The organism is Vibrio sp. Vb0888 (assembly GCF_033338835.1).
GTDB lineage: Bacteria > Pseudomonadota > Gammaproteobacteria > Enterobacterales > Vibrionaceae > Vibrio > Vibrio alginolyticus.
Window position 1 is genome coordinate 267,060 of record NZ_JAWOTL010000002.1, and the last position, 12,600, is coordinate 279,659.

A 12,600-nucleotide genomic window follows, 5' to 3' on the forward strand; every position below is an offset into this window, starting at 1 on the left:
AACCAAGTTTTCACTAACGATAAACAGACTGCATACTCTATACTTGCATCATATTGTTTTATGAAATCAGGCTAGGTCGGACTTTGAGAAAGATTAAATCCCTTCTGTTCAATATCTTATTGGTGCTTTTGCTTTTACCAGTGATGCTCGTTGGCATAGTGAAATACATCGATCCACCAATTTGGGGATGGAAGATCAGCCGCATAATTTCTCCTCCTGAAGGATTTCCTGAAGAGAGTCAAAATGAATGGGTGCCTTTGAGTGATATTTCTAAACACATTCAACTGGCCGTGATTGCGACAGAAGATCAAAAGTTCCCGACCCATTACGGAGTGGATTTTGATTCCTTGTTTAAAGTGATCTCAGAGTCTGGCGAGAGCGGTCCCTCTCGCGGTGCGAGCACGATTACTCAGCAAACTGCAAAGAACGTGTTTCTGTTTCCTTCACACTCTTATGTGCGCAAAGCGTATGAGCTTTATTTTGCTCTGCTGATGGAAGCAATGTGGAGTAAAAAACGCATTCTTGAAGTGTATTTGAATGTGGTGGAGTTTGGTCCAGGTATTTATGGCGCGGAAGCCGCTGCGCAAAACTACTTTGGTATTCCTGCTAAACAACTTTCAACACGCCAAGCAGCAAGGCTTGCGGTGGTGCTGCCAAATCCGTATCGCATCAAAGTTTACCCTCAGACTTCTTACACCATCAGCCGCGTCAATTGGGCGATGAGACAAATGCGTAACCTTGGTAGCGTTCAGCTTTAAACTCCTTTTTACCCTGCTCATAAGTAGAACTACGCCCCCATAAAAGCAAAATGTGAAGCGTCACAAGCTTTAGGGCGTAGCTTTTCAGAATGATGCGCTCAGTTTTTCATCCATTTACTATTAGTGTGAATAAAACTACAACACGAATACTGCGCCTATGCGCAACCAATGGACTGAACGATGAAACTGAATCTGATTACGACTACCTTATTGCTTGCATCGGCAAGTGCCATCGCCGAGCCAAACATCACCATTTCTACCACGACCAACAGCCGTGACTTTCCGTTAAGTGCAGAGCAGCCTTTGGTTGTGCCCTTAACCAAAGACGGATACACGCTCAAAATCACGGGTGTTGAAGGCGACTGTGTCGCGCCTGATGGCCAGAAGGTCAAATTCAACAAACCTATCGCGCTGAACTGCGGAAAACCAACAGAACTGCCGTTAAAAATCCGTTTTACTGGCGATTACTCTTTTGCTTTTGATGCGGAAGCGAAAACACTGCGCTTCAAGCGTGAACCTAAGAAAGCCGCCAAGACTGAATTCAAACGCCCAATCCCACAAGTGCAATGTGAGGTTTACCAAGGCGGCGAAGTCACCATCGCGCTGGGTGACAGTTTCCCCGATGGCACCAAGTTGCGTGATGCCTATTCTGGTCAAATGGTCGAAGTAAAAGATCAGCAAGTATCGCTGACGCCAAGCAAAGACTCAGGCGGTTTGGTGCTACTAGAGCCAGTGAAGAAAACCAAAGAAGCAGTACCGTTTGATTACCGTAATGCCAATATTTACTTCGTGATGGTCGACCGTTTCAACAATGCCGATACCAGCAATGATAACAGCTATGGTCGCAAGAAAGACGGTAAAGAAGAGGTTGGTACCTTTCACGGTGGTGACCTAAAAGGTGTGATCGAAAAGCTAGATTACATAAAGAGCCTAGGTACAGATGCAATTTGGTTGTCGCCAATCGTTGAGCAAGTACACGGTTTTGTGGGCGGCGGCGATAGCGGCTCATTCCCATTTTACGCTTACCACGGTTACTGGACGCGTGACTTTACCAAGATTGATGAGAACTTCGGTAACGAAGCTGATCTTAAAAAGCTGGTGGAAGAGGCACATAAACGTGGCCTTAAAGTCTTGATGGACGCAGTAATCAACCACACTGGTTACTCAACGTTAGCCGATTTGCAATTTGACGGTATTGAGGTGTTAAAACCAAACGCTGACCTACCTAAGAAATGGGGGGATTGGAAACCAAAAGCGGGCGAAAACTGGCATAGCTACCACCAGAATATTGATTACCAGAGTCCAAACTGGGCGAAATGGTGGGGCGGTGACTGGGTAAGAACAGGTCTACCGGGATACCCAGTTCCGGGCAGCAGTGATATCACCATGTCATTGGCGGGTTTGCCAGACTTTATCACTGAATCAGACAAAGCCGTGAAGCCAGCTCAATGGCTATTGGATAACCCTGGCACTCGCGTTGAGGAGCGTGACAATTACACCGTCTCGGACTACCTAATTGAGTGGCAAACTGATTGGGTGAAACGCTTTGGTATTGATGGTTACCGTGTCGACACGGTGAAGCACGTTGAAGGCGATGTGTGGAAACGCTTGAAAGAAGAGGCATCAAGCAGCCTTGAGCAGTGGCGTAAAGAGAACGGTAAGTCAGGTCAGCCATTCTGGATGATGGGTGAAGTATGGGGACATACCGCTTATCGCAGCCCTTACTTTGACGATGGCTTTGACGCGTTGATTAACTTCGATATGCAGAAGAAATTAGACAAAGGCGCGGCGTGTTTCAGCCAAATGGCAGACACCTACCAAAGTTACGCAGATACTATCGCCAATGAGAAAGACTTCAACCCAGTGAGCTACATGTCTTCTCACGATACGGAGTTGTTCTTCTCTCGCTTCAAAGATTACGGTATGCAGCGTAACGCCGCGAATGCACTGCTTCTGAGTCCTGGTGCTGTTCAGGTTTATTATGGTGATGAAGTTGGTCGTAACATTGGTCCTTACGCGGACGATTTCCACCAAGGCACTCGTTCTGACATGGTATGGAAGCTATCTGATGAGAAGCAAGCGCTGCTCAAACACTGGCAAACTCTTGGTCAGTTCCGTAAAGCGCACCCAGCGATTGGTGCGGGTCAGCATCAAGTAATTGAACAAGAAGGCGCGTACGTGTTCTCTCGCTCGCTTGGCAATGACAAAGTCGTTGTGGCGTTTGTGGGTCGCGACAAGTAGTTAGAACTTCGTTTTAAGCCTAGATAGAAAAAGCCCTTCCTTGAGTTATCAGGGAAGGGCTTTGTTGTATTAGTTCGCCAGTTCTTGGTCGATGACTTTTTCTAGCTCGTCAAACGGCACATAGCCAGGAATGACTTGATCATTAATGATCAACGCGGGCGTGCCGCGTAAACCAAGTTGCGTGAAATACTGATAGTTTTTATCAAGCAACGCCTTGGTCTCTTTGTCGTCGACAAGCTGTGCTTCTGTCCCCGTTTTTTTCGCGATTTGATTTAAGGAACGTGCGTCATGTGCGCCCGGTTTTTTCACCAATAACTCATGCACTTGTTCGTACTTATCTCGCTGGTTTTGCCAAACATTTAATGCGTAACTTGCCGAGTTGTAGCCGTTTTTCTCGTATTGTTCTTTAAAAGAGACATTGAGGTTAAGCACTTTTACCTGCGGATATTCCTTACCAACTTTGACCAGCTCTCCTTCTAAACGTTTACAAAAAGGGCAGCTGTAGTCTGTTACGTTAATAATGGTTAACTCAGGGTTTTCAGCACCAAAAGAGGAGTGTTTGCCATCACTTAGATATTGACGAACCTCCTTCAAGGTGTCGCCAAATGACTGTTGATACGCAATGTACTCTTGAAGGTTTTGGTGCAATGAATCAAGAATTTGAGGGTTTTCTTTTAGTATCTGAGTAACTTCCTCTAGCTTTTGTTCTGCGGTCTTTTCTGATGCGAAAGATACGGCAGGTACGATAGCCATCGTTAACGCCAAAAGTGTACGAGTGAACGTCATAATATTTCCTAAAACTTTTAAATTTCGTTGTTTGTTATGTGAAGTGAATAAAATATGTACAAAAGTCAGGCAGAAAGGTCTCTCGCCTTGCTGGCTTTATTCTCTAAACACGCAAAGTTTTAGGTGAACCCGATACTTTTCCGGTATCGGTTCTGTGTATTCCAGATAGCGAATTGCTGTGGTTGTCATCGGCAGCGCCACAATCAAAGCAAACAGAAAAAATGGAATAAGAATATGATCAAACTGATGTTGGTAAGCTTGAACCAGCTTTTCTGAAAGGTCGCAAGATGGTGATAAATTCACGCTTTCATCTTGCTGACTCTGTATTTGGTGAGCCTTCGGGCAGCTTTTCGAGAAACCAGAATTTTGGCTTAAGCATATCATCACCACCCAAAGCACGAGGGCGAGTGTCCATTTGGCTATTTTATATTGTGAGCGTAACAATGGGTCGTATAGTCCTGTTAATTCTGGTTTATGCCGTTTACATATGACCGGGCCATCCTAACCTAAATTTCGTGGCTGAATGTTACTTTCGAGTTAATCGATATTGCCTCAATGCCAAAGTATGAAGTACGTCATGAATGTTGTAGAAAGCAATATTCGTCAGAATAATTTGTTGAGTTGATGAAGAAGTCGTGAGCTATCGACATAGATTAATATACCTAATTGTTAGCACAAATTTTTATTATCTTTCAATTGTGATTGGAATCATAAAACAAAACTTCATAACTGAGTCGCGATAATGTTCGGCAGGCGGATTGATTTTGATCATCTCTCTAGCACATTATTCAGGTGAACATATGTGTTAAGTTCCACATGTGTAGGTAATGTTATGAAAATTCCTGTTCAAACTGAGCGTAAAGTTACACTGGGGTGCTACGTTGCTCTGGCGTTTGCGGTCGTGTTCTTTTCTGGCCTGATGCAATCTAGCGAATGGTACGGTGTATTCGATTTTACAACGCTCAATGGCTCTTTCGGCAAGGTGGCGTATGGTGTCACCGAAACGGCTGACGGTGTGCAAGTTGCAACAACGTCGCTTCGCGGTACTGGTGGTAGCGGTGCTCGCGACGGTTTCATTTTCGCACTTACTTTGATTCCAACTGTTATGTTCGCCTTAGGTATGATCAACGTACTTGAGCACTACGGTGCACTTGAAGCAGCTCGTAAGCTTCTTACTCCTCTTCTACGTCCTCTAATGGGCATCCCTGGTAACTCTGGTCTGGCTTTAATTGCTTCTCTACAAAGTACCGATGCAGGTGCGGCAATGACGCGTCAGCTAAAAGATGAAGGTCACCTAACTAAGCGTGAAACGGACGTATTTACCATGTTCCAGTTCACTGCAGGTGCAACCATCGTGAACTTCTTCTCATCGGGTGCTGTGCTGTTCACACTGACGATGGCTGACGGCTCTCTAGCAGTAACGTCTTCTATTGGTTTAGCAGTTGTGGTGATGTTCGCATTTAAGATCATCGGCGCGAACCTGTTCCGTATCTACCTGAACATGACGGAAGGTAAAGAAGACAAGCAAGACCAAAACAAATCAGAGAACCTAAAAGAGGAGACGGCATAATGGGTGACGTTAAAGCGAAAAAACCAATGGTGACGGATATCTTCGTCGAGGGTGCTAAGAAAGGCTGGGTAATTGCGACTACCTCTACGGTGCCTAACGTATTGATGGCGTTCGTTATCATCAAAGCGCTGCAAATCACAGGCGCGCTGGATCTGATGGGCACGGTGTTTTCTCCAATCATGGCGGTGTTTGGTCTGCCGGGTGAAGCAGCAGCGGTATTGATCGGTGCTTGGATGTCGATGGGCGGTGCGGTTGGCGTAGTGATTACGCTGTTTGACCAAGGTATCCTGAACGGCACGCACATTGCGATTCTTGCGCCTGCTATCTACCTAATGGGCTCTCAAGTTCAGTACATGGGTCGTATCATGGGGCCAATTGGTACTGAAGGTCGTTACATCCCAGTTATGGTTGCAATCTCAGTATTGAACGCGTTTGGCGCAATGCTGGTGATGAATCTGTTTGTCTAGGAGTGAGTCATGCAATTCTCTCTAAATGAATATCTAGAAGAGCTACGTCCCCTAATTAATGTGGATTGTGGCACTTACACTACTGATGGTATCGAGTTTATCGCTTCTCAATTTGAAGAGAAGTACCAAGCGATGTCAGATTGGAGCGTAAAACGCATCGACTGTGGCAGAGCGGGCATCGGTCTCGAAGTTCGAAATAAGCCGGAAGCTGAGCAAATCGATGTGATGCTGATTGGTCATATGGATACCGTGTTCCCTGTGGGTACTGCTGAGCTTCGTCCAATGTCTCAAGATGCAGAGAAAGCTTACGGTCCGGGCGTCTCGGACATGAAATCTGGCTTGCTGAACATCGTATACGCGATGCGCAATCTAGACCAAGCGGTGTTGGATAAGCTGTCTATCGCTATCTGCATGAACCCAGATGAAGAAACGGGTTCTCTGGATTCTGTGGATTGGATTCAATCAGTAGCGAAAAACGCAAAGAATGTACTGGTTGCAGAAGCAGCACGTGCAGACGGCGGTTTAGTGAAAGCGCGCAAAGGCATGGCTCGCTACAAAATGACCTTTAATGGCGTTGCAGCTCACGCAGGTAACGAGCCAGAGAATGGCCGCAGCGCAATCACTGAGATGGCGAATTGGATTCTGGCTGTCAATGCAATGACCAACTTTGAATCTGGTACCACATTGAACGTCGGTATTATTTCTGGCGGCAACGGTGCGAACATCGTCCCGGAGCACGCGGAAGCGATCGTGGATGTGCGTTTCTGGAGCAACGAAGAATACGATGATGTCGACAACAAGCTAAACGGCATGCTGGAAACACCATTCGTTGATGGTGTGAGTATCGAGTTGGTTCGTGAAGCTTACAAACCTTCTATGGTGCCAAGTGCGCAAACGGAAAGCCTGATGGCATTAGTTGAAGAAGCCGCAAGTGAACTGGCTATCGACATCAACTGGAAAGAAGTGGGTGGCGGCTCTGATGCAAACAACACGGCGATTCTAGGCGCTCCAACCTTGGATGGCCTAGGTCCTATCGGTGCGGGCTTCCACAGCGATCAAGAGTACTTGTTGCTTGAGTCTATCGAACCACGTATCAAAATGTTGATGCGTGTCCTGGAGAAGATTGCTCAATAAGGCATTCTGCTTCTAAAACTTGGCTCCCAAAGCTGTTGGTTTCTAAGACTTTTGATTTCCAAGACTTTTTGTTTCCAAAGCAATAATCCCCGGACTTCGGTTTGGGGATTTTTCTATCTGTGTTTCACTTTACTATCATTTCTTGTTATTAATCTTGCGTTCAGGTTCGATTTATTAATATGTTGGACATAGTCATAAATTTCGGAGGCAACGATGACCACAACAATGTCTGTAAAATCGGCGCCGAAAGACGCCAAAGATCAAACGATGCAAGCGCCAGATGAGAAAACATTCTGGCGAAAAATGAAAGGGTCGGTTAAGAAAGCGGGTGAAGAAATTGCCGTAATGGGCATAAAATCATGGCTCGCGATGACAGATTCCAACACCGCCGTTCGCCACAAGGCTATACTAGGTGGCGCGCTGGCTTACTTCGTCCTACCAACAGATATGGTGCCAGACGTACTCGCTGGCGTCGGTTTTACCGATGACATGGCAGCACTTACCTTAGCCGCGAACTCAGTCGGTAATGCCATCACTAAAGAACACGAAGCACAAGCCAGAGAAAAACTGAATTCGATGGCGGATTAGAAAGAATATTTCTAGACGCGGAGAAAACAAAAGCCCCGATGTTTCCATCGGGGCTTTCTTTTAGACAGGACTATATAATTTCAGAATGGTAATCGTAGAACGATTTAGGCGTCAGCGCGTTTAAGATGCACTTCTTCTTCGGCTACGCCTGCCATTGGGTCGTTGAAGCGAGCTTCATCCAATGCACCTTCTGATTTCGCAACGATGACGGTCACAGCACTATCACCAGTGATATTTACCGCGGTACGAATCATATCAAGAAGACGGTCAACACCCATGATAAGTGCAATACCCTCTAGAGGCAGGCCTACTTGGTTCAATACCATTGCCAACATTACTAGACCCACACCAGGAACACCTGCGGTACCGATAGACGCCAGAGTTGCCGTCATGATAACCATTAGGTAATCGCCCATAGTTAAATCAATATTGAAAGCTTGAGCAATAAACGCAGTTGCTACGCCCTGCATGATCGCCGTACCGTCCATGTTCACGGTTGCACCAAGTGGTACAGTGAACGATGATACACGGTTCTCAACACCCATGCGGTGCTTTGCTGTTTCCATTGTCACTGGAATCGTCGCGTTCGATGATGCTGTAGAAAAAGCAAACATGATCGCGTCTTCCATCTTACGTAGGAACGTAATTGGGTTTAGACCTGTGAAACCTTTTAACATTAAGCTGTAAGTAACTAGACCGTGTAGGACAAGCGTACCAGCCAGTACTAAGAAGTACTCTGCCAGATTGACGATCGCGCCCAGACCAAGACCAGTAAATAGCTTCGCCATTAAGAAGAACACCCCATAAGGCGCCAAGTTCATCAAAATCGCGACCAGTTTCATGATCACTTCATTCAGATCAGAGAAGAATGCTGCGATGCGTTCGCCTGGTTTACCCGCTGCACTGATCGCGATACCGAATAGCACGGCGAACACGATAACTTGCAGAGTTTTACCTTCTGCCATTGCGCTGATTGGGTTGGTCGGGAACATATCGATGATCACCTGACCCAAAGATGGTGCTTCTGCTGATTTGAATGAACTTGCTGCGGTTAGGTCAGCGCCAGCACCTGGCTGGAACAGAGTACCCATAGTTAGAGCAAGCGTAATCGCGATAGCCGTTGTTGTAACGTAGAAAGCGAGGGTTTTACCACCCATGCGACCCAGTGTAGAAAGGTCTTTGAGGGAGCTAGTACCACAAACTAGTGAAACAAACACTAGAGGGACTACGAGCATTTTTAAGCTGGCGACGAAGATCTGTCCACCAACTTCAAATAATCCATTAACAATGTATGCGTCGACAAATCCGTTGCCGGCAAAAAGTGTGCGAATTGCAAATCCTGTCAAGATACCCGCTACCATCCCCAAAATTACGCGGCTGGTTAGCGACATCGGTTTCTTGGTATTCATGAGAACACTCCTTATAGTTATGCACCTTGAGTTCACTTCAAAGCGGCGAGCAGAGTAGCAGTGGAGTGAGAAAATACAAAAGAATAATCCTCTAAATGGTTAATAGATGTGAACTTTATCACTAATAAAAATAGAGTTTTAACTAAATCTTAACTATTTGACTGGTCGAAAAGTTTGTATTTTAACACTTTTATCGAACATACAACCGATAAGAAGGAGTGTTTACATTTATTTTTGGTAGTAAATGGAGTGCATATTACCTTTAAGGAGTGTTGCTCTTGCATAACTATCTAGATTTTATTCAGGCTAGAAGCCGTCTCTTTTTGACTGTTTTTGTATTGGGCTGAACACCAGGGGCTAACGAGCCGTCTATGCCCCTGCTTATGTTACCTATCCGCTGAATCAATGATGGTTGGTCAATGTAGATAATTGGAGGTGATCCCAACTCCAATAATTCTGACTGGTATTTTTAATCCCTCCAACCCAATAGCATTGTTTCGCTCGTATTAAGCCTTCCAAACACTGCTTGCCAGCCTCAGTGATACGGACGCTTTGTTCCCACCAGTGCCTTTCACGTGACTCAATCGTGATCAAAGGTGTTTGACACTGTGCTAGAGGGAGGAGTAACGCGTAAAACATCACGTCTCCTAGGTAAGGAAGAGGTTCTAGTTGTTGATATTGCTCAAACCAATCTTTGATGGGAATTGAACGATTTTGCGAGCTCAAGACCTTTAGTGCGAGGTGTTGTGTCAAGCTCAATCCAGTTTGTGAATTAGGTAACTCTTGCAAATGGCGTTTAAGCACGTTGAATATATTGGGCAAGCAATCCAGGTTATGCTGCTGAATCAAATTAACTATGGAAATAGGTGTCGGTGATGTAATAGCGTGCCAACACCGTTTAGCCTGACTGAATAATTTTGCTGTCACAGGTTTACGGTATCGCCAACAAGAACGAATAGCTTCTTCAGGCAACTGCCCAAAGCCGATGAATCGTTCAGTGCCCGGGAACTGGTTCAACTCAATGATCTCTATCACTTTATTCTCTACATTCTCTAACTGTGTTAGAGCACGAATTAGCATCAATTGATCATAACTGTCATGTTCGACCCAAAAGACGATTCGTTCAAATACATCACTTTGCAACAGATCGAGGTTTGATTGTTCCAATGTGACTATATCTTGAACCGAGTCTTCACGCTTCATCACAGGCAGCAGAGTCTCTACGACATATTGGGCACGAATGGCAAGGAAGTTCTGCGGTGTTGCTGGTATGGGGCCAATACAAAGCGGATCGATCAGGGCTAAAAATGTCCCTTCAAATCCACTGGTTTTAAGCTGTTGTTGTATATCGTGACCGCAACGAACGTGTAGCGTTTTTACTTTCGCATCTAGGGGCGGTTTTTGTTGTTTGATGGCTAGTTTGTGCGCTTCTAGCTCTTCGACATGAGCTTTTAGTTTACTCCAACTGGAAAAGCCCAGTTCTCTTGCGAGTGCATGTTGAACGTCAGCCAATTGAATTGTATTGGGACCCAAAGATTCTGGTTTGGAGTGAAATCGCTTAACTAACTCCAACATGGCGTCATCGTATAGGCGGATAGCTTTGAGCCTTTTTTTAGCAATGGATTTTTGCTGATTGATATTGATCGAGAAGCTATTTGTAGAGTTCATATTTCACCTTTCTTATTTCTTCCACACTCGCCTATATAGAAGCAAAAAAGAAGGTAAAAACAGATTGTGCCTGCTAAACCAAGCAGGTGAGGATATTGCCATGAACCGAGTTCTTTCCGCGAGTGTTGGGTGCTTTAGGCATGAGCAGAGTGATAGTAGGTGGTCGCTATCCTTCGTGCAACCTTTTGTGAGAGTGTAGCGTCACAAAATGGCCGTTTCTCTATATTTAGGGAGAATCAATAGCCGATAACACTAGCGATTCAACTCAATACCACTGTTGCTAGACTCGAGTTTCTACACTTTTGAGTAAAGTACGATAAAGCGCTTGAGTCGCAGGACCACTTTTGGCTCCTTTGGGCAAAGTGAGGTGCAGCGCAACTTGATATTGATGGGAGTGTTCGATCTCCAATACTTTAATTTTATCGCTCTTTCGGGCTGAGACTAAGTGCGCTGGTAGCCGACAAAACCCAACGCCTTGCTCTACGGCGTGAAAAGCGTGGTCGAAGTTATCGACGGTAATACGCTGACGTGCGCGTAACCAACCCACATCTCTTTTCGTTTTGTCTGAATCACCTAAGTCACGGATGACAATTTGGCTGGTGGTTGCAAAATCGTCGATGGAAACATGCGGCTTTTTAGCGAGTGGATGGTGTGTTGCGATTACAGGCAGCATGGTTGTTACGCCAAATGCTTCGGCAGGGTAGTTGGTTATCGGTAAGTTGATGATTGCGATGTCAGCGAGCTCATTTACGACCATTTCGGTTGTTTTGCTCAGTGACGTTTCAACCACTTGAACGGAGGTCGTGTTGTTGTCCTCCAAAAATTGACTGAGTGGTGCATAAAGCCAACAAGGGTCACAAAGATGATCTACTGCGACCGTGATTTGAGATTCCACCCCACTTTTTAACTGCTCGCTGATGACTTCTAGTTCCCGCGCTTGTTCAAGCATGGATTGTGCACGACGCAGTATGGTTTTGCCGTGCTCTGTCAAACCCGCTTTGCGCCCTCGTACTTCGATAAGTTGAATACCAAGTTGGTCTTCTAACTTCCTCACCGAGTAGATCAATGTAGTATGGCTCTTGTTGAGCAGTAAAGCTGCGGATTGAATGCTGCCTTCTTGATTAATCGCTTGTAGCGTTTGCCATTGTTCTAAGGTCGTTTTTAGTCTCATGATTCAATTTTTTAGACAGTTAATGGCGAAATTATGAACTTTTCTGTCAGTTTTATAAAGGTAATAATCTTGTCATCGAAAACGAGTCAATAAGAAGAGGAGACTCAAGATGGCGAAATTATTGCAAGTTGATTTTGAATTTCATGGTCCGTTTGGTGACGAGATGTCGAATGCTCTGGTCGACTTAGCTAAGTCGATTAACCAAGAGCCGGGCATGATTTGGAAAATCTGGACGGAAAGCGAAAAAGACAAACTCGGTGGTGGTATCTATCTTTTTGAAGATGAAGCCACGGCGCAAGCGTATCTCGAAATGCATGCCGCACGCTTACGAAAAATGGGCGTAGTCGAAGTACGAGGTCAAATTTTCGATATCAATGTGCCGTTAACGACGCTCAATCAAGGGCCTATTAGAGGATAAGGAGATGATGACCAACCGCACTTTTCTAACCGTTCATGGTGTCGTATATACGGTATTCGCTTTTGCGTTGTTTTTTGTACCAACCATAATGTGGCCGATGTATGGAGTACAAATTAACGACCAGTACGCGCTGTTTTTATCGCAGCATACTTCGATCTTTTTAGGTGGAATCGCAGCGGTGAGTTTGATGTTACGTAATGTGGAATCAGGGCATACTGCGAAACAGCTGTTTAAAGCATTATTGATTACTAATGGCTTAGGGGCAGTGATTACTACCTATGCCGGCATTATCGGAGTATTTGTCGGTTTTGGTTGGAGTGACCCAATATTCTTTGTCTTGCTTAGTTTGATTACGTACAAGCAACTAAGAGTGCAATAGAAAAAGCCCTG

The 12,600-nt window shown here is 45.3% G+C and carries 13 protein-coding genes; 8 read left to right on the forward strand and 5 right to left on the reverse strand.

Features of this window, described 5'->3' with window-relative positions:
* Positions 1-83 precede the first annotated feature (83 nt).
* Together mtgA and R7P72_RS05275 are read left to right on the forward strand one after the other, a co-directional pair.
* Positions 84-758, forward strand: coding sequence for a monofunctional biosynthetic peptidoglycan transglycosylase (mtgA, locus tag R7P72_RS05270; protein WP_031778873.1), 675 nt, complete (start codon positions 84-86; stop codon positions 756-758).
* Between the two features lie 180 nt (positions 759-938).
* Positions 939-2,999 carry an alpha-amylase gene (locus R7P72_RS05275; protein ID WP_005374841.1) on the forward strand — a complete coding sequence of 687 codons (2,061 nt, stop codon included), beginning with the start codon at positions 939-941 and terminating at the stop codon, positions 2,997-2,999.
* 69 nt (positions 3,000-3,068) lie between these two features.
* Here the strand turns inward: R7P72_RS05275 and R7P72_RS05280 are convergent, their stop codons facing one another.
* On the reverse strand, positions 3,069-3,785 hold the full coding sequence (locus tag R7P72_RS05280; RefSeq protein WP_005374842.1) for a DsbA family protein: 717 nt from the start codon (positions 3,783-3,785) through the stop codon (positions 3,069-3,071).
* A 96-nt stretch (positions 3,786-3,881) separates the two neighbouring features.
* Positions 3,882-4,169 carry a hypothetical protein gene (locus R7P72_RS05285; protein ID WP_049872671.1) on the reverse strand — a complete coding sequence of 96 codons (288 nt, stop codon included), beginning with the start codon at positions 4,167-4,169 and terminating at the stop codon, positions 3,882-3,884.
* Between the two features lie 448 nt (positions 4,170-4,617).
* On the opposite strand from R7P72_RS05285, the gene R7P72_RS05290 reads away from it, so the two are divergent.
* The 4 genes from R7P72_RS05290 to R7P72_RS05305 all read left to right on the forward strand — a co-directional run bounded on the left by R7P72_RS05290 (position 4,618) and on the right by R7P72_RS05305 (position 7,544).
* Positions 4,618-5,355, forward strand: a complete 738-nt coding sequence (locus tag R7P72_RS05290) for a nucleoside recognition domain-containing protein (RefSeq protein ID WP_005374846.1) — start codon at positions 4,618-4,620, stop codon at positions 5,353-5,355.
* Positions 5,355-5,822: a YjiG family protein gene (locus R7P72_RS05295; RefSeq protein WP_213906951.1), complete on the forward strand. Its 468-nt coding sequence runs from the start codon at positions 5,355-5,357 to the stop codon at positions 5,820-5,822. Before R7P72_RS05290 ends, R7P72_RS05295 begins: the two co-directional genes overlap by 1 nt.
* A 9-nt stretch (positions 5,823-5,831) precedes the next feature.
* Positions 5,832-6,956, forward strand: a complete 1,125-nt coding sequence (locus tag R7P72_RS05300; protein WP_213906950.1) for a M20 family metallopeptidase — start codon at positions 5,832-5,834, stop codon at positions 6,954-6,956.
* 213 nt (positions 6,957-7,169) lie between these two features.
* Entirely contained in the window at positions 7,170-7,544 is a 375-nt protein-coding gene (locus R7P72_RS05305; RefSeq protein ID WP_005458336.1) for a YkvA family protein, read from the forward strand.
* Between the two features lie 104 nt (positions 7,545-7,648).
* Here the strand turns inward: R7P72_RS05305 and R7P72_RS05310 are convergent, their stop codons facing one another.
* From R7P72_RS05310 to R7P72_RS05320, 3 genes are all read right to left on the reverse strand, one after another.
* Positions 7,649-8,953, reverse strand: a complete 1,305-nt coding sequence (locus R7P72_RS05310; RefSeq protein WP_005397791.1) for a dicarboxylate/amino acid:cation symporter — start codon at positions 8,951-8,953, stop codon at positions 7,649-7,651.
* Between the two features lie 402 nt (positions 8,954-9,355).
* The gene (locus R7P72_RS05315; protein ID WP_054574882.1) at positions 9,356-10,621 is read right to left on the reverse strand and encodes a DUF1835 domain-containing protein; all 1,266 of its coding nucleotides are present in this window, start codon (positions 10,619-10,621) and stop codon (positions 9,356-9,358) included.
* A 280-nt stretch (positions 10,622-10,901) separates the two neighbouring features.
* The gene (locus R7P72_RS05320; RefSeq protein ID WP_213906949.1) at positions 10,902-11,792 is read right to left on the reverse strand and encodes a LysR family transcriptional regulator; all 891 of its coding nucleotides are present in this window, start codon (positions 11,790-11,792) and stop codon (positions 10,902-10,904) included.
* Between the two features lie 109 nt (positions 11,793-11,901).
* On the opposite strand from R7P72_RS05320, the gene R7P72_RS05325 reads away from it, so the two are divergent.
* Positions 11,902-12,210 (forward strand): monooxygenase, encoded by a 309-nt coding sequence (locus R7P72_RS05325; RefSeq protein ID WP_005374871.1) that lies wholly within the window; start codon positions 11,902-11,904, stop codon positions 12,208-12,210.
* Between the two features lie 7 nt (positions 12,211-12,217).
* On the forward strand, positions 12,218-12,589 hold the full coding sequence (locus tag R7P72_RS05330; protein WP_017634450.1) for a hypothetical protein: 372 nt from the start codon (positions 12,218-12,220) through the stop codon (positions 12,587-12,589).
* Positions 12,590-12,600: the final 11 nt, after the last annotated feature.

What these genes read in the sequence shown, in the direction of transcription:
- R7P72_RS05275 (WP_005374841.1), top strand. Translation starts at nt 939, where the DNA reads ATGAAACTGAATCTGATTACGACTACCTTATTGCTTGCATCGGCAAGT.
- R7P72_RS05280 (WP_005374842.1), bottom strand. Translation starts at nt 3,785, where the DNA reads ATGACGTTCACTCGTACACTTTTGGCGTTAACGATGGCTATCGTACCT.
- R7P72_RS05285 (WP_049872671.1), bottom strand. Translation starts at nt 4,169, where the DNA reads ATGATATGCTTAAGCCAAAATTCTGGTTTCTCGAAAAGCTGCCCGAAG.
- R7P72_RS05290 (WP_005374846.1), top strand. Translation starts at nt 4,618, where the DNA reads ATGAAAATTCCTGTTCAAACTGAGCGTAAAGTTACACTGGGGTGCTAC.
- R7P72_RS05295 (WP_213906951.1), top strand. Translation starts at nt 5,355, where the DNA reads ATGGGTGACGTTAAAGCGAAAAAACCAATGGTGACGGATATCTTCGTC.
- R7P72_RS05300 (WP_213906950.1), top strand. Translation starts at nt 5,832, where the DNA reads ATGCAATTCTCTCTAAATGAATATCTAGAAGAGCTACGTCCCCTAATT.
- R7P72_RS05305 (WP_005458336.1), top strand. Translation starts at nt 7,170, where the DNA reads ATGACCACAACAATGTCTGTAAAATCGGCGCCGAAAGACGCCAAAGAT.
- R7P72_RS05310 (WP_005397791.1), bottom strand. Translation starts at nt 8,953, where the DNA reads ATGAATACCAAGAAACCGATGTCGCTAACCAGCCGCGTAATTTTGGGG.
- R7P72_RS05315 (WP_054574882.1), bottom strand. Translation starts at nt 10,621, where the DNA reads ATGAACTCTACAAATAGCTTCTCGATCAATATCAATCAGCAAAAATCC.
- R7P72_RS05320 (WP_213906949.1), bottom strand. Translation starts at nt 11,792, where the DNA reads ATGAGACTAAAAACGACCTTAGAACAATGGCAAACGCTACAAGCGATT.
- R7P72_RS05325 (WP_005374871.1), top strand. Translation starts at nt 11,902, where the DNA reads ATGGCGAAATTATTGCAAGTTGATTTTGAATTTCATGGTCCGTTTGGT.
- R7P72_RS05330 (WP_017634450.1), top strand. Translation starts at nt 12,218, where the DNA reads ATGACCAACCGCACTTTTCTAACCGTTCATGGTGTCGTATATACGGTA.